The organism is Methylorubrum subtropicum (assembly GCF_038442325.1).
GTDB lineage: Bacteria > Pseudomonadota > Alphaproteobacteria > Rhizobiales > Beijerinckiaceae > Methylobacterium > Methylobacterium subtropicum.
Map to the genome: position 1 here is coordinate 149,980 of NZ_JBBXMW010000011.1, position 20,235 is coordinate 170,214.

Genomic DNA, 20,235 nt, shown 5'->3' on the forward strand with positions numbered 1-20,235 from the left:
GGCGTCTGTCAGGGTTGGGTGGTGTCGGGGCGCTCGGTGACGGATTCGGTCTGGCGGGCGCGCCACGCATCGAGCCGGGCGGCCAGCGCCGGGTCGGTCAGCGCCAGCACCGCGGCGGCCAGAAGCGCGGCGTTGACCGCGCCGGCCCGGCCGATGGCGAGCGTTCCCACGGGGATGCCCGCCGGCATCTGCACGATCGAGAGCAGGCTGTCCTGGCCCGACAGCGCCTTCGATTCCACCGGCACGCCGAAGACCGGCAACGGCGTCATCGCCGCCGTCATGCCGGGGAGGTGGGCGGCGCCGCCCGCGCCCGCGATCACCACCTTGAAGCCCGCCTCCCGCGCGCCCTTGGCGAAGGCGACGAGCCGGTCCGGGGTGCGGTGGGCCGAGACGATGCGGGCGTCGTAGGCGACCTGAAGCGCGTCGAGCGTCTCGGCGGCGTTGCGCATGGTCGCCCAGTCGGACTGGCTCCCCATGATGATCGCGACCGGGGGAGATCCCGCCATCGTCGTCCTGATCCGCTGCGCACGAGAGGCGGGCCAGCGCCCGCGAAGCGGGTCGCATAACAGGCGCGTGCGTGCGCCCGCAAGCGCGGCCGGAGCATCCTGCCGCAGCCCATCGAAAAAGCGCGGGACGGGCGTGTTTTGCCGGAGCCGAAGCCGGGTCTTCGCGTTGTGAGCGTAATGGCCCTCGACTGGGCCTTCCTTACAACCAGCGAGTCCTCCGATGTCCACTCAGGACCCGATCACGCGCGCCCGTACCCCCTCCCATATCGACATCTACGACACCGCCAGCCGCCGTCACTGGGCCGACCTCTTGCAGGTCACCGACGAGCGCCTGCGCAAGGCCGTCCGCATGGTCGGCACCCGCGTCTCCAGCGTCACAGCCTATCTGGCAAAATAGCCCGGCCTCAAACTCACTCCGTCATTACGAGCGGAGCGAAGCAATCCAGCGGCGCGAGCTCTCCGGAGAATGCGGAGCGCTGGATTGCGTCAGTTCCGCCTCGCAATGACGGCGCGGGTCTGAACGGATCGGTCGAGGCCGTTGGACGCGAAAAAACGCCCGGCGTCACGCGATGATGTCGGGCGTCATCTGGTCTTCGAGCAGGTTGATGCGATCGCGCAGGATCAGCTTGCGCTTCTTCAGCCGCTGGATCTGCAACTGATCGCCCGCCACGCTGAGCTTGAGCGCCTCGATCGCCTCGTCGAGGTCGCGGTGCTCCTCGCGCAACCGGCTGAGCTCGCCCGCCGGATCGGGGTTCAGATCGTTGGCAACCTCGTCCGCCATCATCGCTCGAAACACGCCATCGCACCGACCGGCCCGACCATGCGCCAAGCCTCCCGGCGGGGCAAGGCGGGCGAGCCAAGCTCGGCGGATTCGGCCGGGGATAGGGGGGAGAAGGTTCTTCCGCCAAGACCCCGCAATTTGAAATGAGCTTGTTATCCTGCCGTGCATTTTGCCGCCGAATGGCTTCGACAGCGGCGGTTTCCTGTGCCAGTCTACGGAGGTCGGAAACGATAGAGGAGCTTCCCCTCATGTCCTTGCAGACGCATTTGAGCCAGCTCGCCGCCAAGCACGATGCTTTGGAGCGCGAGCTTCACGACGCGATCCAGTCGCCCTCCAGCAACGACCTGCGCATCGCCGAACTCAAGCGTAAGAAACTGCAGTTGAAGGACGAAATCCAGCGCCTCCAGTCGCACGAGACCGTGCACTAGGGCGCCGACCCGAGGCCCGCGGCCCACGCCGCCGGGCCTTTTTCTTTGTTCATCGCGTATGCCGCCGCCTGGGCCACCAGCGCGGCGGTCTTCGTTTTTGGGCCATGCCCGCGCTATCTTGCGAACCGACGAGCCCGGAGCGAACCGGGCCCCGCGAGGAAGCCCGATGAACCGCTACGCCGACCTCCACGCCGCGTCGCTGAGCGACCGCGAGGGTTTTTGGCTCGACGCCGCCGATGCCATCGACTGGGACGCGGCGCCGACCCGCGCTTTCGATCCGACCCAGGGCGCCTACGGCCGCTGGTTCCCGGAGGCCCGGCTCAACGTCTGCCGCAACGCCGTCGACCGCCACGCCGAGGGGGGCCGCGCCGACCAGCCGGCGATCATCCACGATTCGCCCGTCACCGGCACGAAGCGCACGGTCACCTACGGCGAACTGAAGGACGAGGTGGCGGTGTTGGCCGGACTGCTCGCCGAGTTCGGCGTCGGCCACGGCGACCGGGTGGTGATCTACATGCCGATGGTGCCGGAGGCGCTCTTCGGCATGCTGGCCTGCGCCCGGCTCGGTGCGATCCACTCGGTGGTGTTCGGCGGGTTCGCCGCCAACGAACTCGCCGCCCGCATCGAGGACGCGACGCCGAAGGTGATCCTCGCCGCCTCCTGCGGCATCGAGCCGAGCCGCGTCGTAGCCTACAAGCCGCTGCTCGACGCCGCCATCGCCCGCTCCGCTCACAAGCCCGAAGCCTGCCTGATCCTGCAACGGCCGCAAGGCCTGGCCGCGATGACCGAGGGCCGCGACCGCGATTGGGCCGAGAGCGTCGAGCAGGCGCGACGCGACGGGCGCCGGGCCGATCCGGTGCCGGTGGCGGCGACCGATCCGCTCTACATCCTCTACACCTCGGGCACGACCGGCCGGCCAAAGGGCGTGGTGCGCGATTCCGGCGGCTACTGCGTCGCGCTGACATGGTCGATGACGCATCTCTACGACGTGGCGCCGGGCGAGGTGTATTTCTGCGCCTCCGACATCGGCTGGGTCGTGGGCCATTCCTACATCGTCTACGGCCCGCTGCTGCACGGCTGCACCACCGTGCTCTACGAGGGCAAGCCGGTCGGCACGCCGGACGCCGGCGCGTTCTGGCGGGTCGCGGCCGAGCACGGCGTCTCGACGCTGTTCACCGCGCCCACGGCCCTTCGCGCCATCAAGAAGGAAGACCCGCGCGCGCAAAAACTCGCGGATTACGACCTGTCGCGGCTGCGCGCCCTGTTCCTCGCGGGCGAGCGCGCCGACCCGGATTCCGTCGCCTGGGCCGAGCGGGCGTTGGGGAAGCCGGTGATCGACCATTGGTGGCAGACCGAGACCGGCTGGGCGATCGCCGGCAACCCGCTCGGGGTCGAGCCGCTGCCGGTCAAGCACGGTTCGACGGCGAAGCCCATGCCGGGGTACGACCTCCACGTCCTCGACGAGGCCGGCAAGCCGGTGCCGACCGGCACGATGGGCACCATCGCCCTCAAGCTGCCGCTGCCGCCGAGCTGCCTCCCGACCCTGTGGAACGCCGACGACCGCTTCCGCCAGAGCTACCTCACAACCTATCCGGGCTATTACGACACCTCGGACGCGGGCGTGGTCGATGCCGACGGCTACGTCACGGTGCTGGGCCGCACCGACGATATCATCAACGTCGCCGGCCACCGCCTCTCCACCGGCGGCATGGAGGCGGTGCTGGCCTCGCACCCGGACGTCGCCGAATGCGCCGTGATCGGCATCCGCGACGCGCTCAAAGGGGAAGCTCCCTGCGGCTTCGTCGTCCTCAAGTCCGGCGTTGACAAGGCGCCGGAGGAACTGGAGCGCGAACTGGTCGCCAAGGTCCGCGACGAGATCGGCCCCGTGGCGGCCTTCCGCCTCGCCCTCACCGTCGGGCGCCTGCCCAAGACGCGCTCGGGCAAGATCCTGCGAGCCACGATGAAGCGCATCGCCGACGGCGAAGAGTTTTCGATGCCGCCGACCATCGAGGACCCGGCGGTGCTGGAGGAGATCGGCGTGAGCCTGAAGGAGCGGGGGATCGGGGGGTGACGACCGTCCAGAGCATCGGCCCGAGAGGTGGGAACCGGCTCTCGGAAGAAAGCCGATGCGGCACGTCAACTTAGAGCGGCGATCGTAAAGCGCGACGCAAGTCCCTCCCCCCTCTGCGGGGGAGGGTGTCCGCGGAGCCGACGGGAGAGGGGCAGCGCAACGCTACCGCCTCGCCGCCGTTGTCCAGCCATCTCCGGAAGCCGGGCTCCCCTCTCCCGACCCCCTTCGGGGGCCACCCTCCCCCGCAGAGGGGGGAGGGATGCGGCACGGCAACTTAGACAATCGTCCTGGATTTCATGTCCAGGACGATTGTCTAGCTCGCGCGACGATGCAGAGTGGGGTCGTCGAGAAGGCTCTCGACCATCCGGCGCAGCGCGGCCTCGTTAGAGGTGGCCGGCAGGACGCGCTCGCCGACGACGAGGCTCGGGATCGAGCGGATGCCGAGGATGCGCGCGCGCCGCCGGTCGGCCTCGACCTGGGCCCGCGTCTCGGGCCGCCGGACCGCCGCGCGGAACGCCGCCGCATCGAGGCCGACGGCAGCGGCGCAGGCTTCGAGCACGGCCTCGTCGCCGACGTTCCGATTCTCGGTCAGGTGCGCCGCCTGAATGCGGTCGAACGCATCCCAGTGCGCGGCCTGCCCGCCCAGGATTTCGGCGGCCTTGCAGGCCAGCGCGCCCGGTAGCCCGTGCGGGTACTCGAAGGGCTGCGCCCGCATCCCCTCGACGTCGATGCGGCCCGGCTGGTCGTCGGCGGCGGCGCACTGCACCCAGTGCCCGAGGATGATCTCCTTGGCGGCGGGCATCGAGCCGAACACCTCGGACATCCGCTCGCGGCTGTCTTGAAGCACGAAGCAGCGGTGCTTGATCTCGACCGGAAAATCCTGGACGAGACGGCGCAGGCGCGGCGACATGACGAAGCACCAGCCGCATAACACATCGTGAAAAAATTCAATACTCATCTTGGTCATTGATCTTCCCCGATCATCGCAGATGATCGGAATCTGTGTCCCGCGACGGGGCATGAACAGCAAATTTAATTGGGAATGCTTGCCGACTTTGGTCATACCCGCCGCCTGCCGGGCCCGGCCCGGGGATCGGGGGCGCCGGATCGGGACGGGGGCGGAATGGACAGGTCGTTCGCGCGAATCACGCTGGAACAGTGGCGGGCCTTCGTGGCCGCGGCGCAGAGCGGGAGCTTCCTCCAGGCGGCCGAGCGGCTCGGCAAGACGCAGTCCGCGATCAGCCACGCGGTGCGGAAGATGGAGGAGTGCCTCGGCCAGGACCTGTTCGTGGTCGAGGGCCGCCGGACACGGCTGACCCATATGGGCCGGATGGTGCTGCCGCGCGCCCGCGAACTCGTCGGGCACGCCGCGCAGATCGAGCAGTTCTGCACCGGCTTCGACCCGGAGGCCGAGGGCGAGGTCGCCATCGCCATCGACATCATCTTCCCGCGTCGGCTCCTATTCCGGGCGCTCTCGGACTACGCGCGGATCTACCCCAACCTCTCGGTGATCGTGCACGAGACGGCGCTCTCGGGCGCGAAGGCGATGATGGAGGACGGGCGCATCAGCATCGCCATCGCCGGTCAGCTCCCCACGAGCACGATCGTCGAGCCGATCCTGCCGGTGCGCTTCCTGTGCGTGGCCGCGCCCGGCCACCCGCTCCAGGCCCTGCCCGAACCGACCCACGCCGTCCTCAAGGAGCATCGGCAGGTGGTGCTGAGCGATTCCGGCCCGCGGGGCGTCGACAGCGGCTGGCTCGGCTCGCGCCGCCGCTGGACCGTCAGCCACATCGCCACCTCGATCGCCCTGGTCTGCGCGGGGGAGGGCTTCGCGTGGCTGCCCGAGCACGCGATCCGGGACGAACTCGCCGCCGGCCGCCTGCAGCCGCTGCCCCTTGCCCAGGGCGCCCGCCGCGTCGTCCAGCTCCATCTCGGCTACATGGACCACGACGGAGACATGCGGCAGGTGCTCGACCTCGTCGGCGTGTTCTGCGACGCGGTCGCGGAAGCGGAGGACGAGGGCGTCGTCCCGGATGGCGGTCGCCGGCCGTCGGACGACGACGAGGCCGGAACGAGGGTGTAGCGCCTCCTGTCGCGCCTTTTGCCGAGCGAGGCTTCCGGCGGGTCAGCCGTCGGCACCGAAGCGCTCCGCGAGGAAGTCGACCAGCACCCGCACGCTCGGCGCGAGGCTGCGACGGGAGGGGAACACCGCGTGGATGATGCCGGGGGTCGGCGTCCAGTCCGGAAGCACCCGTTCGAGCGTGCCGGCGGCGAGGTGGTCGCGCACGAGGTAGACGGGCAGCTGGACGATGCCGACGCCGTCGATGGCCGCCTGCCGCAGGGTGACCATGTCGTCCGAGGTGAAGCGCGGCGCGAAGGGGACGCTCGCCGGAGGCCCGTCCGCGCGTCCGATCTCCCAGACGTGGCGGGTCTCGGAGCGGATCAGGTCGATCCCTTCGAGGCCGCGCAGGTCGTCCGGCTGCCGCGGTCGGCCCCGGCGGGTCAGCAGCGCCGGCTGACCGACGAGCGCCTGCTCGCTCCGCGCCAGGACCCGCATGACGAGGTCGCTGTCGTCCAGCGGCGGGAAGCGCACCCGCAGGGACAGGTCGATCCCCTCCTCGATCATGTCGACGCGGCGGTTCGTGGCGATCAGCCGGACCGCGACCTTCGGGTAGGCGAGCAGGAAGTGCGAGAGCATCGTCGAGACCCGCGCCTGGGCGAGGGCGATGGGGCAGCTGACGCGCAACTGCCCGTGCGGCTCGGCGCGCCAGCGCTCCACCGTCTCCTGCGCGGCCTGCGCCTCGGCGTCGATCGCCCGGCAATGGACGAGATACGCCTCGCCGATCTCGGTCAGGGAGAAGCGGCTCGACGAGCGCTGGATCAGGCGGGCGCCGATGGTGTCCTCCAGCGCCGCGATGCGTCGGCTGAGGGTCGATTTCGGCAGGCCGAGCATGCGCGCGGCCGGCGAGAAGCCGCCGTGCTCGGCGACCTTGGCGAACAGCAGGAGATCCGTGAGGTTGTGCATCGCCTCGTTCCATTTCTGGAACGGGGCGTGCCATCCATCGCTCCTCCCGGCAAGGGGGCCGGCGCCTAGCTCTCGGGCCGTACCGCAGAGAAGGAGGCCCCCATGCCCAAGGTTCTCGTGCTCTACCACTCCACCTATGGTCACATCGAGACGATGGCCGAGGCCGTCGCCGAGGGGGCCCGCGAGGCCGGCGCCGAGGTGGCGATCCGGCGCGTTCCGGAAACGGTTCCCGAGGCGGTGGCCCGCCAGTCCGGCTACAAGCTCGATCAGGCCGCTCCGCTCGCCCGCGTCGAGGAGTTGCCGGACTACGACGCGATCGTCGTCGGCGCCGGCACCCGCTACGGACGCCTGCCGGCCCAGATGGCCGACTTCCTCGACCGGACCGGCGGCCTCTGGGCCGAGGGCGCCCTGAACGGCAAGGTCGGCGCGGTCTTCACCGCCACGGCGACCCAGCACGGCGGACAGGAGACGACCCTGTTCTCGCTGATCACCAACCTGATGCATCTCGGGCTCGTGATCGTCGGACTGCCCTACGGCTTCAAGGGGCAGATGACGCTCGACGCGGTGAGCGGCGGCAGCCCCTACGGCGCCACCACGATCACCGGCGGCGACGGGTCCCGCACCCCGAGCCCGAACGAACTCGACGGCGCCCGCTTCCAGGGCCGGCACGTCGCGCAGGTCGCCGCCCGCCTCGCCGCCTGATCCCGCCCGCCAAGCTGCCTGCCAAGCCCGCCCACGAGGAGACGCGTCATGCGTATTGCCCGATCGGTTGCCCTCGCGCTCGTCCTCGTGCTCGCCGCAGGGTCGGCGGCGGGTTGGCTCCGCGCCACCCGCGCCGAGGAGGCGCCCGCCGGCAAGCCGGAGACCGTCCAGACGGTGGAGACCGAGGCGGTCTCCGCCGAGCCCGTCGCCCGCACCGTCACCGCCGCGGCCTCGCTGCGGGCGGTGCGGCAGGTGATGCTCTCGGCGGAGGTCGCGGGCCGGGTCACGGCGATCCGCTTCGAGGGCGGCGGGCGGGTCGCCGCGGGCGCGCCCCTCGTCGAGCTGTTCGCCGACCCGCAGCGGGCCGAACTCGAACGCTACCGCGCCGACGAGACGCTGGCCCGGCTGCAGCTCGACCGCGGCAGCGAACTCCTGCAGCGCGCCGCGACCGCGCAGGCGGAGGTCGACAAGCGCCGGGCGGGCCTCGACCAGGCCCGGGCCCTGCGCGAGGGCGCGGAGGCGGCGCTCGCGCAGCGCACCGTGCGGGCGCCGTTCGCGGGCGAACTCGGCCTGCGCCGGACCGATCTCGGCCACACCCTCAAGCCCGGCGACCCGATCGCCACCCTGACCGACCTCGACGCGCTCTACGTCGATTTCGCGTTGCCGCAGCGCCATCTCGCGGATCTGCGCGTCGGGCAGGCGGTGGAGGTGGAGAGCGACGCGGCGGGCGGGCGACGCTTCACCGCGCGGCTCGAGACCATCGACCCCCAGATCGACCCCGCCACCCGCAACATCGCCCTGCGGGCGCGGCTCGACAACCGCGAGGCCCTGCTGCGTCCGGGGGCCGCTGCCTCGGCGAGCCTGAGCTTCGCCCCGGAGGCCGGCGGCCTCAGCGTGCCCGAGACCGCGATCGTGGCGAGCGCGGCCAGCGACACCGCCTTCGTGGTGCGCGACATCGACGCCTCGGGCCGCGGGCGCGCGGAGCAGGTCGCGGTCGCCACCGGCCGCCTCCGGGACGGGCGCGTGGCCGTCACGGGCGGCCTCCGCGCGGGCGAGACGGTCGTCACCGCCGGCCAGATCCGCCTGAGCTCCGGCGCCGCCGTGCGGGTCGAGACGTCGGCCCGCCCGGTCGCCACGGCCTCCGTCGGCGCCGACCGGCGCTGACCGCCCCTCCCACGGATCAAGAAGCGAGGAACCCCTCGATGGCCTTCACGGACCTGTTCGTGCGCCGCCCGACCCTGGCGGTCGTGGTCAGCCTGCTCCTGCTGATCGGGGGCGCCTTCGCGCTCTTCGCCCTGCCGCTACGCCAGTATCCCAAACTGCAGAGCGCGGCGATCACCGTCGAGACGCGCTATCCCGGCGCTGCGCAGGACCTGATGCAGGGCTTCGTCACCGCCCCGCTCGCCCAGGCCGTGGCGACCGCCGACGGCATCGAGTACCTGACCTCGATCTCGACGGAGGGGCGCAGCCTGATCAAGGCGCGCCTGCGGCTCGACGCGGACGCCGACCGCAGCCTGTCCGAGATCATGGCCAAGGTGCAGCAGACGAAGTACCGCCTGCCCCGGGAGGCGTTCGACCCGGTGATCGAGAAGGTCACCGACGATCCGACCGCGGTCATGTACGTGGCGCTGATGAGCGACACGCTCCCGGTGCAGGAGATCAACGACTACGCGGTGCGCGCTGTGCAGCCGCTGCTCTCCTCGGTCAAGGGCGTCGCCTCGGTGCAGATCATGGGCGGGCGCAACCTCGCCATGCGGGTCTGGCTCGACCCGGACAAGCTCGCCGCCCACGACGTCACCGCCGCGGAGGTGTCGCAGGCGCTCGCGCGCAACAACGTCCAGATCGCCGCCGGGCAGGTGAAGGGCGCGATGACCGCCGCGGCGGTCGCCGCCGACACCGACACGCAGGATCCCGAATCCTTCCGCCGCATGGTCCTGCGCGACGGCATCGCCGCCGTGCGCCTGGAGGACGTCGCCCGCATCGAGGTCGGCGGCCAGGACTACGAGCAGAGCGCGCTCATCAACGGGCGCCGGGCGGTGGTCGTGGCCGTCAACGGCACGCCCGAGGCCAACCCGCTGGACATCGTCGCGGCGGTGACCGGCCTGCTGCCGCAGCTCGAACGCTCGAAGCCGCCGGGCCTCGACATCAGCAACGTCTTCGACGTCGCCCGCTTCGTGCGCGCGGCCCTCACGGAGGTCGAGCACACGCTGGTCGAGGCGGCGATCGTCGTCGTGGTGGTGATCTTCCTGTTCCTCGGGTCCTGGCGGGCCGTGCTGATCCCGATGGTGACGATCCCGCTCTCGCTGGTCGGGGCCGCCGGGCTGATGCTGCTGGCCGGCTTCAGTCTCAACCTGCTCACGCTCCTCGCGATGGTGCTCGCCATCGGCCTCGTCGTGGACGACGCCATCGTCGTGGTCGAGAACGTCTACCGGCACATCGAGGAGGGCCTGAGCCCGTTCGAGGCCTCGCTGCGGGGCGCGCGCGAGGTGGTCGGCCCCGTCGTCGCCATGACGATCACGCTGGCGGCGGTCTACGCGCCGATCGGACTGATGGGCGGGCTGACCGGCTCGCTGTTCCGCGAGTTCGCCTTCACCCTGGCGGGCGCCGTGCTGGTCTCGGGACTCGTGGCCCTGTGCGTGTCGCCGATGATGAGCGCGCTGCTGCTGCGCCCGCAGAGCCCGCAGAGCCCGCAGAGCCCGCGGGGCTTCGGGGCGTGGATCGAGCGGGTCTTCGCCCGGCTCGCGGAGCGCTACTTACGGCTCCTGCGCGCCACCCTGCGGGTCCGCCCGCTCATGCTGCTCGCCGGCCTCGCCACCCTCGTCGGCACCGGCTTCCTCTATGCCGGCTTCCAGCGGGAATTCGCCCCGAGCGAGGACCAGGGCACGGTGATGGAGGTCGCCAAGGCGCCGCGCTACGCCAACCTCGACTACACCGAGCGCTATTCGGCGCGGCTGGAGGCGGCCTTCCGTCGTCTGCCGGAGACCGACACGACCTGGGTGCTCAACGGCTCCAGCCAGACGGAGCCCGGCCCGCGCTCGGTCTTCGCGGGCGTCAACCTCGCGCCCTGGGACAAGCGGACGCGCAGCGCCAGCGCGATCATGGCCGAACTCCAGGCCGACGGCGCCCAGAATCCCGGCCTCGCCGTGATGGCCTTCCTCCTGCCGGCCCTGCCGACGGCGCCGGGCCTGCCGGTGCAGATGGTCCTGCGCGATCCGGTCGACTTCGCGCAGCTCCAGGCCGAGAACGCGCGCCTCCAGAAGGAGATGCGGGAGAGCGGCCTGTTCGCGGTGGTCGATTCCGACCTGTCCTGGGACAAGCCCGGCGTCACGCTCTCGGTCGATCGCGATCGGGCGAGCGACCTCGGCCTGTCGATGCGCGACGTGGCCGGCACCCTCGCGATCCTGGTGGGCGAGAACTACGTCAACCACTTCGCCTTCCGCGGTCGGTCCTACGACGTCATCCCGCAGGTGGAGCGGCGCTTCCGGGCCGATCCGGCCGACCTCGGCCGCTTCTACCTGCGGGCCCGCTCGGGTGCGCTCCTGCCGCTCGACACGGTGGTGCGCTCCTCCCAGCGCGCCGAGCCGAACCAGCTCGGCCAGTACGACCAGATGAACGCGGCGACCCTCTCGGCGGTCCCGGCGCCGGGCGTGACGATGGGGCGGGCGGTGGCCTTCCTCAAGGAGCGGACGCAGGCGCTGCCCGCCGGGCTCGACGTCGCGTGGCTCGGCGAATCGCGCCAGTTCGTCACCGAGGGCGACCAGCTCACCATCGCCTTCGGCCTCGCCCTCGTGGTGATCTTCCTCGTGCTGGCCGCGCAGTTCGACAGCTTCCGCGATCCGCTGGTGATCCTGGCGAGCGTGCCGCTCTCGATCTTCGGGGCGCTGCTGCCGCTCTGGCTCGGCTACGCCACGCTCAACATCTTCACCCAGATCGGCCTCGTGACCCTCGTCGGGCTCATCGCCAAGCACGGCATCCTGATGACGGCCTTCGCCAACGAGCTTCAGGTCAGCCGCGGGCTCGACCGCGGGGCCGCGATCGTCGAGGCGGCCCGCATCCGCCTGAGGCCGATCCTGATGACCACGGCGGCGATGGTGGTCGGGCTGCTGCCCCTGGTCTTCGCCGCCGGGGCGGGCGCGGCGAGCCGCTTCGCCATCGGCGTGGTGGTGGTGGCCGGGATGCTGGTGGGCACGCTGTTCACGCTGATCGTGCTGCCGAGCGTCTATACGATGCTGGCCCGCGACCACCGCCCGGACGCGGCCAGGAATCCGGTCGAGAGCCCGGTCGAGGACCGGGCCGGCCTGTCCGCGCCGGCGGAGTGATCCTGAAGCATCGGCCCGAAAGGTGGATGCCGGCTTTCGGAAGAAGCCGATGCGGCACGAGAACCCAGCGCATCGGCCCGAAAGGTGGATGCCGGCTTTCGGAAGAAACCGATGCGGCACGGGAATCTGGACGATCGTCCAGGCGCTACCTGAAGTCACCTAAACTTCGGCCTGGACGCCCTCGCACCCCACCGGTGCGGGGGCGTTCGCATATGCAGCGAAAGGGGCCGCGTGGGAGGGGCGCTCCGCCATGCCGTCGAATGAATTGTCTGCAATATATCCGGCGTCATCGACCATCCGCCGTGCAGCAACGATCGGATCTCCGGCGCATCGCCGCTTTCCTGACGAGATATGTTAAATCGCCTTGAGACATTACTGGATAATAATTTCTCCTCTCTATCAATCCGCGAGAACATCAAGAGTCGAGAATTGGTCTAGTTCCATGAGATGGATTCCGAAATAAGCCCGATATTTCGAACTGTTTCCGAATCACCGGCGCGTGCGATGACCTTGGGCGACGACGCAGTGCAGCACGGGACGGGCACGGAAACATCCGGCCCCCCGGTCCGCTCCGGCCACAGGGTCCGGCGGCTGCACAACCTGAGATGAAAATCTCGGAGCGTCGGGACGCGCCCTCCGATCCGGTGGCCGCGCCCGCCGCGCATTCCGGTGCGCTCCAGCAACGTGACGAAGCACGAAGCAGAGAGGACGACCCGCCAATGACCCCATCAACGCCGTCGGCATCGACGACATCGCGATCTACACCCCCGGCCAATACTACGACCTGGCCGATCTCGCCGCCGCGCACGGGATCGACCCGGCCAAGTACACCAAGGGGATCGGCCAGGAGCGCATGGCCGTGCCCGCGCCCGACGAGGACATCGTCACCATGGCGGCCAACGCCGTCGCCCCGCTCCTGAGCGACGTCGTGCGCGACGCCGTCAGCACGGTGATCTTCGCCACCGAGAGCGGCATCGACCAGTCGAAGTCGGCGGGTCTGTTCGTGCACGGCGTGCTGGGGCTCAACCCCAATTGCCGCGTGGTCGAGTTCAAGCAGGCCTGCTACGGCGCCACCGCCGGCATCCAGTTCGCCTGCGACCTCGTGCGCCAGCACCCCACCGAGAAGGTGCTGATCATCGCCTCCGACATCGCCCGCTACGAGCGCGGCTCGGAAGGCGAGTGCACGCAGGGCGCCGGCGCCGTGGCGATGGTGATCTCCGCCAACCCGCGCCTGATCGAGATCCACCCGCAGAGCGGCCTGTTCAGCGTCGACGTCATGGACTTCTGGCGGCCCAACCACCGCTCCGCGGCGCTCGTGGAGGGCAAGCTGTCGATCGACGTCTACCTGCGCTCGCTCACCGAGGCCTGGGCGGACTTCCGCCGCAAGGGCGGCCTGCCCCTCGACGCGGTCGACAAGCTCTGCTTCCACCAGCCGTTCACGAAGATGGCCAAGAAGGCCTTCGCGGCGCTGGCCGAGGCCGCCGGCCCCGAGGCCGCCCATCTCGGCGAGGCGAGCTATGCCGACAGCCAGGTCTACGGCCGCCTGATCGGCAACACCTACTCGGCCTCGCTCTACGTCGGCCTGTGCTCGCTCCTCGACAACTGCGCCGAGGATCTGGGCGGGCGCCATATCGGCCTGTTCAGCTACGGCAGCGGCTCGGTGGGCGAGTTCTTCACCGCGACCGTGCGCTCGAGCTACCGCCGCTACCTGCGCGCCGAGGCCCACAAGGCGATGATCGAGGCCCGCCAGCGCCTCGACGACGAGACCTACGCGGCGTGGTTCTACGACGTGCCCAAGCAGGTCGAGGACCGTGCGCTGCCCCAGGAGGCCGCCGGGCGCTTCCGCCTCGCGGCGGTCGAGGACCAGCGCCGGGTCTACGAGGAGGCGATCCCCGAGGCCCAGCTCGTGCCGCTCCAGGCCGTGGCCTGATCGCCATGGACCGGTCCGTCCACGTGAGCTGCCGCGTGTCCCGCGGCGGCGGCGAGATCGCCGAGATCCGCCTCGCCCGGCCGCGGCGCGGCAACGCCCTCGACGAGGTCATGCTCGGTGAGATCGCGTAAGCCGCGGCGGACCTCGCCCGGGAGTCGGACCTGCGGGCCGTGCTCCTCACCGGCGAGGGGCGCCACTTCTGCGCCGGCGCCGACCTGAACTGGATGCGCCGCGGGGCCTGCATGGGAGAGGCCGACAACCTGCGCGACGCCCGCCACCTCGTGACGGCGCTGCGCGGCCTCGCGGCCCTGCCGATGCCGGTGATCGCGGTGGCCCAGGGCTGCACCTACGGCGGCGGCCTCGGCCTGCTCGCCTGCGCCGACATGGTGCTGGCGGAGGAGGCGGCGACCTTCCGGTTCAGCGAGCCCTGCCTCGGGCTCGTGCCGGCGGTGATCGGGCCCTTCGTGGTCCGCGCGATCGGCGTGCGCCGGGCGCGCCGCCGCTTCCTGGCGGCGGAGGCGTTCGATGCGCGCGACGCCCTCGCGGACGGCCTCGTCCACGAGGTGGCGGCGGCCGACGCCCTGCGCGGCTGCAAGAGCCTGCTGGGACAGCTCCAGGAGCACACGGGCTCTCGGAGGAGGCGGAGAGCACCTGCCGCCTCATCGCCCGCCTGCGGGTCGGCGCGGAGGCGCAGGAGGGCATGGCCGCCTTCCTGGCCAAGCGCCGCCCCGCCTGGATCCCGGCCGTCGGCGAGGCCGCCTGAGGCCCCGCCATCCCTTCCCCCATTCCGATAGGAGATCGACTATGTGCGGCTTCCTCGCCGTCCAAGACGGCGCCCGCCCGATCGCGCGCCGCGACATCCTCGCCGGCCTCTCGGCGATCCGCCACCGCGGCCCCGACGAGCACGACATCTGGCTGGACCCGCGGGCGGGCGTCGCCCTCGGCCACACCCGGCTCAGCATCATCGGCCTCGACAACGGGCGCCAGCCCATCGCCTCGGCGGACGGGCAGGTGCAGCTCATCGTCAACGGCGAGTTCTACCACTTCGAGCGCATCCGCGCCGAACTCGAAGCCCGCGGCTGCCGCTTCCGCACCGAGAGCGACAGCGAGATCGCGCTGCACCTCTACCGCGAGTTCGGCACGGCCGGGCTGGAGCGTCTGCGCGGCGAGTTCGCGCTCGTGCTCTACGACGCGGCCGAGCGCCAGCTCGTGGCCATGCGCGACCGCTTCGGCATCAAGCCGCTGTTCGTCGCCGAGCACGCGGGCGCACTCTACGTCGGCTCCGAGGTCAAGGCGCTGCTCGCCGCCGGCGTGCCCGCGGTCTGGGACGAGGACGCCTACACGTCTCCCGCGGCTTCTATCTCGGCGACCGCACCCTGTTCCGGAACGTGCGCAGCCTCGCGCCGGGCCACATCCTGACCGCCGCGCCGCGCCGGGCCGCGTCCGCGAGCGCGCCTACTGGGACCTCGACTTCGCCACGGCGCAGGCCCTGGCCTAGGGGGACATGGGCGAGGCGGAGGCCGTCGAGGCCCTGCGGGCGGCGGTGCTGGAATCGGTCTCGCTGCGCCTGCGCGCCGACGTGCCGGTCGCGGTCTACCTCAGCGGCGGCATCGATTCCTCGGCGCTGCTCGGCTGCGCCACGCACCTGCGCGAGGCGCCGCTCGACGCCTTCAACCTCTCCTTCACCGACGACGGGGGCTACGACGAGCGCCGCTTCGCCGTCGAGGCCGCCGCCTTCAACGGCGCGCGCTTCCACCCGATCTCGGTCGCGCAGGACGACCTCGCCGACGATTTCGAGGACGCGCTCTGGCACAACGAGACGCCGTTCTTCAACGCGCACGGCGTCGCCAAGTACCGGCTCAGCCGGGCGGTCGCGCAGGCGGCTTCAAGGTCGTGCTGACCGGCGAGGGCGCCGACGAGATGTTCGCGGGCTATCCCCATTTCCGCCGCGACATGATCCTGCACAACCCGGAGGGCCAGGACCCGGCCGTCATCCGCGAACTGCGCGGGCGGCTCGCCGCGAGCGAGGGCGGCTACGGCCGAGACGCCTTACCCGCCGACGCCGCCTGGATGACCGAGCGCCTCGGCCACGGGATCTCCTGGGTCGGCAACCAGGCGGGCTGGTTCGACGCGCTCCAGCGGCTCTACGACGGCGGGCTGCGGGCGCGCGCCGGGGGCGTCGCCCCCTACCGGCGCTTCTACGACGGCCTCGACCACGGGCGGCTCGCCGGCCGCGATCCGGTGCACCGGTCGATGTATCTCTGGGCCAAGAGCTTCCTGCCGAACTTCGTGCTCACGACCCTCGGCGACCGGATGGAGATGGCCCACAGCATCGAGGGCCGCGTGCCGCTCCTCGACCACCACGCCGCGGAACTCGCCGCGCGCATCCCGGTCCGGCACAAGATCCGCGGCGCCACGGAGAAGCACGTCTTCCGCGAGGCGATGCGGCCGTTCCTGCCGGACGCCCTCTAGCGGCGCAAGAAGCACTACTTCCGCGCGCCCCCCGCGACGCCCCGGCGCGCGGACCGGCTCTCGCAGCTCGTGCGCGACACCCTCGCGAGCCGGACGCTGGACGCCCTGCCGTTCTTCGACGCGGGGGCCGTGCGGCGCGCCTACGCGGAGGCCGCCGACCTTCCGCCCGCCGGCCAGGCCGCCCTCGACCCGATGTTCACCGAGATCACCAGCCTGTGCCTGATGCAGCGCCGCTTCGGCCTGTCCGCCGGCCATGCGTCCGGTGAGCGCCTGGAGGTCGTGGCATGAGCGGCGCGGCTTCTCCCGGTGCGGGCGGCCTGCGGGTCGGCATCGTCGGCGCGGGGCTCAACGGCCTGGCCTTCGCCCTGCTCCTGCGGCGCCTCGGCATCGAGGCGCAGGTGTTCGAGCGCGGCGACGGCCCGCGGGACGCGGGTTCGGGCATCTATGTCTGGCCGCAGGGAGTGCAGGTACTGCGCTTCATCTTCGGCGACGACCGCGTCCTCGCGGCCGGGCAGCCGATCGAACACCTCGACACCCACGACCGCCACGGCCGACTGATCCACAGCCAGCCGGTCCGGCTCGATGGGTTCGACTTCCCGGCCCCGGCGGTGATGTTCCACCGCACCCGCCTGTTCCGGCTGCTGCGCGAGGCGCTGCCGCCGGACGTGGTGGTCTACGGGGCGCCCTGCACGGAGATCGAGCAGGACGGGGAGGGCGCCACGATCCGCCTCGCCGACGGCGGGCGCCGCCGCTTCGACCTCGTGGTCGGGACGGACGGCGTCTTCTCCGGGGTTCGCGCGCACGTCGCCCCGCAGGCGCGGGCGGTCGATACCGGGGTGGCGGCCTGCCGCGGCATCGTCACCTTCGACCATCCGGCGCTGCGGGGCGACCGCTGCCAGATCTTCAGCTACGACGGCGCCCGGGTCGTGACCTATCCGCTCGATGCCGCGCAGGGGCTGCGCTACTGGTTCTACGCCTACCAGCACCACGGCGAGCCCCTGCTGGAGAAGGCCAGGATCGAAGCGCATCTCTCGGAGATCGCCGAGCCCCTCCCGGCGATGATCGCCGCGACCGCGCCGGAGCGGATGATCAGCAACCGGCTCCACGCCGTCGAGGGGCTGGAGACGTGGCACTGCGGTGGCACCGCAGCCGGGTGGTCCTGATCGGCGACAGCGCCCACGCGATGCTGCCCACCCTCGGCTACGGCCTGACGCTCGGGCTGGAGAACGGGTTCGCCCTCGCCCAGGCGCTGCTGTGCAACTGCGACGGCGCCCCGGAGAGCGCGCTGCGCCGCTTCGATCGCCGGGTGGTGTCGCGCTCGCGCGACATGGTGGCGGTGATGAGCGACCTGACCGAGCTGTTCTACTTCCGCGCGGAGGGGTCGGTCACCCGCGAGAGCCTCCAGGCCCACATGGCCCGCTTCCGCGGGCTCGCCGAGACGACGGTGTTCTGATGGACGACGGCCTCTCCCGCGACGCCGTCCGGGCCTTCGTCGCTGGCCACGTCGCGCCCCATGTCGGGGATTGGGAGCGGGCGGGCACCTATCCGGCCGAACTCCACGCGCGGGCCGGCGCGGCGGGCCTGCTCGCCTACGGCACGGAGTCGGGCCCGGCGCTGCCGGACCGGCCGGTCCGAGCCCGCATCCTCATCGAGGAACTGACCCGCGGCGGCTCCCAGGGGCTGGCGATGGGCCTCGCCTCCCACGGGGTCAGCCTCGCGCTCGTCGCGCAGGCCGGGACCGCCTGGGCGGAGGATCTCGTCCGCGCCGTGCTGGCGGGCGAGCGCACGGTCGCCCTCGCGCTGACCGAGCCGGGCGCCGGCTCCGACCTCGCGGCGCTCCGGGCGCGGGCGGAGCCCCGCCCCGACGGGCGGTGGTCGATCACGGGCGAGAAGCGCTTCATCTGCAACGGGGCCCGCGCGGACGCCCTCGTGGTCGGCGCCCGCACCGGGAGCGGGCTCGGCCTGTTCCTGGTCGAACGCCCCGATCCGGGCCTGACCGCGGAGGCGATCGAGCCCTCGGGCTGGCGCTGCCTGCCGCTGGCCGGCCTGCGCTTCGAGGCGGTGCGCGCCCGGGCGATCTGCGGGCCGGAGGCGGCCGGCCGCGCCCTCCAGCGGGCGATGACCCAGGAGCGGCTCAACCTCGCCGCCATGGCGATCACCTCCGCCGAGGCGGTGCGCGACGCCGCCGCGCGCCACGCCCATGCCCGGATCGTGCAGGGCGCGCCCCTGGCGGCGATGTCCCACGTCCGCCAGGACCTCGCCGAGGTCGCCATCGCGGTCGCGGTCGCCGCCGCCTTCGTGGCCGGCACCGCGGCCTCCGACGGGGCGGCGCGGGCGGCGATCGCCAAGAACGCGGCCGCGGCCGCCCTCGACCGGGCCGCGACCGCGGCGGTGCGGCTCCACGGCGCGGCCGGTTGCGTCGTGTCGAGCCTCGTCGCGCGGACCCTGCGCGACGCCCCCCTCGTCGCCATCGGCGGCGGCACCACGCAGGTGATGAACGAGATCATCGCCCGCTCCCTCGCGAAGGAGGTCTGTTGAGCCATGACGAACCTCGAGTCGGCCACCCCGACGCCGATCCCGCCCCACGCCCGGGAACACAGCCGGGCGCTGGTCGAGCACCCGTTCCAGCGCCATTGCGGACTGGAGATCCTCGACCAAGCCCCCGGTCGCTGCCGCACGCGGCTGCGCGTCGCGCCCGCGACCGACAACCTTTCGCAGGCGCTGCACGGCGGCGTCACCTACGCGATGATCGACGTGACCAGCATGCTGGCGACGCTGCCGCTCCTGGCCGCGGAGGAGTACGCCGTGAGCACCAGCATGGCGACCACGATCCTGACCGCCGTGCCGCGGGGCGCGCAGGCCGAGTTCGAGAGCGAGGTGATCCGGGCCGGTCGCACGATGATCGTCACCGAGACGAAGGCCTTCCGCATGGAGGCGGACGGTGCCCGGACCCTGTTCGCGACCGCCCAGATCTCGAAGGTCCGCCTCGCCCAGGACATCAGGGCGCCGACGCCTCGGAGCTGTCCGTGAAGGTCGTGCCCCCTCACTTCACCTGCAAGCTGTCCACCACCTGCCGGAACAGCGGCAGCACGTCCGAGCGCTGGTCGGCGCGGGTGACGCCGACGGCGCGGATGTAGCCGTCCGGGTTGAAGCGGATGGTCTGGGCGACGACGACGGGCTGGTTGGAGGGGATGTCGACGGCGCGGGCGACGATCTCGTGCCAGTCGATGCCATTCTGGCGGTAGCTCTGCGAGCGCTCGATCTGGAAGTCCTTCATGGTCTGGTTGGCGAAGAGCGCCTGACGGGCGAGCCCGTCGCGCTGCTCCTGCGGCGTCGGCGCCTGGACCGCCTGGGCGATCACGAGGATCGGCTGTTCCATCGCCGAGATCTGGTCGCGGGGCCCGAGCGTCATCAGCACCGAGTTGCCCGCGAGCGCCCGCACCGGGCGGAAGCCGGCGGGATCGCCGACGCGGAAGGGTAGCGCCGCGACCTGCTCGTCGAGGCCGAGCGCCGGGCGCAGTTTCACGCTGGTGAGCATGGAGCGGATCGTCTCGTCGCTCTCGGCGCCGGTCGCGGCCTGGGCGATGATGAGGCCGGTCACGTCGGTGCCGCCGACGATGAGGAGCCACTTGTTGACCGCGGGCACGCCCGGGACGTCCGAGGCGGTGGCCTCGCCGGTGAACAGCACGCCCTGCAGCCCGTCGGCGAGCGGCACCGACTCGCGCGAGCGCACCACCATGCCCTGCGCCTTCAGGGTCTCGTCGGAAAAGCTCTGCTCCATCTCGGTGTAGGCCGGGGCCGGCAGTTCGACCACCGAGACGACCACGCCGCCGCCCCGGCGCTCGAAGCCGGTGAAGCGTTTCGACACCACGAGGTCGGCGGGCGCGGCGAACCCGAAGCGGGAGCTGGGCGGAAACACCGCTTCCTGCGCCGAGGCGGAGACGGTCATCGCCGCCCCCGCGAGCAGGACGGCCGCCGCGAGGCGGCGGAGGGACAGACGC

Annotated in this window: 21 protein-coding genes and 1 pseudogene; 17 read left to right on the plus strand and 5 right to left on the minus strand. The window is 71.7% G+C overall.

From position 1 onward, the window contains the following. Positions 1–8 precede the first annotated feature (8 nt). Positions 9–506: a 5-(carboxyamino)imidazole ribonucleotide mutase gene (gene purE, locus AAHG03_RS16585; RefSeq protein WP_342151795.1), complete on the minus strand. Its 498-nt coding sequence runs from the start codon at positions 504–506 to the stop codon at positions 9–11. A 220-nt stretch (positions 507–726) separates the two neighbouring features. On the opposite strand from purE, the gene AAHG03_RS16590 reads away from it, so the two are divergent. Beyond that, positions 727–903: a DUF3606 domain-containing protein gene (locus tag AAHG03_RS16590; RefSeq protein WP_342151796.1), complete on the plus strand. Its 177-nt coding sequence runs from the start codon at positions 727–729 to the stop codon at positions 901–903. Between the two features lie 165 nt (positions 904–1,068). Here AAHG03_RS16590 and AAHG03_RS16595 read toward each other — a convergent pair whose 3' ends face one another. Then, positions 1,069–1,290 carry a YdcH family protein gene (locus AAHG03_RS16595; protein ID WP_342151855.1) on the minus strand — a complete coding sequence of 74 codons (222 nt, stop codon included), beginning with the start codon at positions 1,288–1,290 and terminating at the stop codon, positions 1,069–1,071. A gap of 245 nt (positions 1,291–1,535) precedes the next feature. Here AAHG03_RS16595 and AAHG03_RS16600 point away from each other — a divergent pair, with 245 nt between their 5' ends. After that, on the plus strand, positions 1,536–1,715 hold the full coding sequence (locus tag AAHG03_RS16600) for a YdcH family protein (protein WP_342151798.1): 180 nt from the start codon (positions 1,536–1,538) through the stop codon (positions 1,713–1,715). 166 nt (positions 1,716–1,881) lie between these two features. Next, a complete protein-coding gene (locus AAHG03_RS16605) occupies positions 1,882–3,786 on the plus strand; it encodes a propionyl-CoA synthetase (protein WP_342151799.1) in 1,905 nt (634 codons plus the stop codon). A gap of 313 nt (positions 3,787–4,099) precedes the next feature. On the opposite strand, the gene AAHG03_RS16610 is transcribed toward AAHG03_RS16605, so the two are convergent. Continuing rightward, positions 4,100–4,807: a DsbA family oxidoreductase gene (locus AAHG03_RS16610; RefSeq protein ID WP_342151801.1), complete on the minus strand. Its 708-nt coding sequence runs from the start codon at positions 4,805–4,807 to the stop codon at positions 4,100–4,102. Positions 4,808–4,909: 102 nt separating this feature from the next. Between AAHG03_RS16610 and AAHG03_RS16615 the strand changes: the two genes are divergently transcribed. Next, positions 4,910–5,869, plus strand: coding sequence for a LysR family transcriptional regulator (locus AAHG03_RS16615; RefSeq protein ID WP_342151802.1), 960 nt, complete (start codon positions 4,910–4,912; stop codon positions 5,867–5,869). Between the two features lie 42 nt (positions 5,870–5,911). On the opposite strand, the gene AAHG03_RS16620 is transcribed toward AAHG03_RS16615, so the two are convergent. Further along, entirely contained in the window at positions 5,912–6,811 is a 900-nt protein-coding gene (locus AAHG03_RS16620) for a LysR substrate-binding domain-containing protein (RefSeq protein WP_342151804.1), read from the minus strand. A 102-nt stretch (positions 6,812–6,913) separates the two neighbouring features. Here AAHG03_RS16620 and wrbA point away from each other — a divergent pair, with 102 nt between their 5' ends. The 13 genes and pseudogenes from wrbA to AAHG03_RS16685 all read left to right on the plus strand — a co-directional run bounded on the left by wrbA (position 6,914) and on the right by AAHG03_RS16685 (position 19,264). Continuing rightward, on the plus strand, positions 6,914–7,513 hold the full coding sequence (gene wrbA / locus AAHG03_RS16625) for an NAD(P)H:quinone oxidoreductase (RefSeq protein ID WP_342151806.1): 600 nt from the start codon (positions 6,914–6,916) through the stop codon (positions 7,511–7,513). Positions 7,514–7,561: 48 nt separating this feature from the next. Further along, positions 7,562–8,677: an efflux RND transporter periplasmic adaptor subunit gene (locus AAHG03_RS16630; protein ID WP_342151807.1), complete on the plus strand. Its 1,116-nt coding sequence runs from the start codon at positions 7,562–7,564 to the stop codon at positions 8,675–8,677. Between the two features lie 38 nt (positions 8,678–8,715). After that, positions 8,716–11,832 carry an efflux RND transporter permease subunit gene (locus tag AAHG03_RS16635; protein WP_342151808.1) on the plus strand — a complete coding sequence of 1,039 codons (3,117 nt, stop codon included), beginning with the start codon at positions 8,716–8,718 and terminating at the stop codon, positions 11,830–11,832. Between the two features lie 784 nt (positions 11,833–12,616). Beyond that, positions 12,617–13,762, plus strand: a complete 1,146-nt coding sequence (locus tag AAHG03_RS16640) for a hydroxymethylglutaryl-CoA synthase (RefSeq protein WP_412759761.1) — start codon at positions 12,617–12,619, stop codon at positions 13,760–13,762. A 5-nt stretch (positions 13,763–13,767) separates the two neighbouring features. Then, on the plus strand, positions 13,768–13,893 hold the full coding sequence (locus tag AAHG03_RS16645; RefSeq protein WP_342151809.1) for a hypothetical protein: 126 nt from the start codon (positions 13,768–13,770) through the stop codon (positions 13,891–13,893). 39 nt (positions 13,894–13,932) lie between these two features. Continuing rightward, positions 13,933–14,556, plus strand: coding sequence for an enoyl-CoA hydratase-related protein (locus AAHG03_RS16650; protein ID WP_342151810.1), 624 nt, complete (start codon positions 13,933–13,935; stop codon positions 14,554–14,556). 10 nt (positions 14,557–14,566) lie between these two features. Then, positions 14,567–15,181, plus strand: coding sequence for a class II glutamine amidotransferase domain-containing protein (locus tag AAHG03_RS16655; protein ID WP_342151811.1), 615 nt, complete (start codon positions 14,567–14,569; stop codon positions 15,179–15,181). Positions 15,182–15,266: 85 nt separating this feature from the next. Next, positions 15,267–16,234: pseudogene (locus AAHG03_RS16660) on the plus strand (asparagine synthetase B family protein). 69 nt (positions 16,235–16,303) lie between these two features. Beyond that, on the plus strand, positions 16,304–16,522 hold the full coding sequence (locus AAHG03_RS16665; protein ID WP_342151812.1) for a hypothetical protein: 219 nt from the start codon (positions 16,304–16,306) through the stop codon (positions 16,520–16,522). Then, positions 16,519–17,397 carry an FAD-dependent oxidoreductase gene (locus AAHG03_RS16670; RefSeq protein ID WP_342151814.1) on the plus strand — a complete coding sequence of 293 codons (879 nt, stop codon included), beginning with the start codon at positions 16,519–16,521 and terminating at the stop codon, positions 17,395–17,397. The genes AAHG03_RS16665 and AAHG03_RS16670 overlap by 4 nt, the downstream gene beginning before the upstream one ends. Continuing rightward, complete coding sequence (locus AAHG03_RS16675) at positions 17,361–17,687, plus strand: FAD-dependent oxidoreductase (RefSeq protein WP_342151815.1); 327 nt, start codon at positions 17,361–17,363, stop codon at positions 17,685–17,687. Before AAHG03_RS16670 ends, AAHG03_RS16675 begins: the two co-directional genes overlap by 37 nt. Further along, positions 17,687–18,772 (plus strand): acyl-CoA dehydrogenase family protein, encoded by a 1,086-nt coding sequence (locus tag AAHG03_RS16680; RefSeq protein ID WP_342151816.1) that lies wholly within the window; start codon positions 17,687–17,689, stop codon positions 18,770–18,772. The genes AAHG03_RS16675 and AAHG03_RS16680 overlap by 1 nt, the downstream gene beginning before the upstream one ends. 3 nt (positions 18,773–18,775) lie before the next feature. After that, complete coding sequence (locus AAHG03_RS16685) at positions 18,776–19,264, plus strand: PaaI family thioesterase (RefSeq protein ID WP_342151817.1); 489 nt, start codon at positions 18,776–18,778, stop codon at positions 19,262–19,264. 13 nt (positions 19,265–19,277) lie between these two features. Here AAHG03_RS16685 and AAHG03_RS16690 read toward each other — a convergent pair whose 3' ends face one another. Beyond that, positions 19,278–20,183 (minus strand): hypothetical protein, encoded by a 906-nt coding sequence (locus AAHG03_RS16690; RefSeq protein ID WP_342151857.1) that lies wholly within the window; start codon positions 20,181–20,183, stop codon positions 19,278–19,280. Positions 20,184–20,235: the final 52 nt, after the last annotated feature.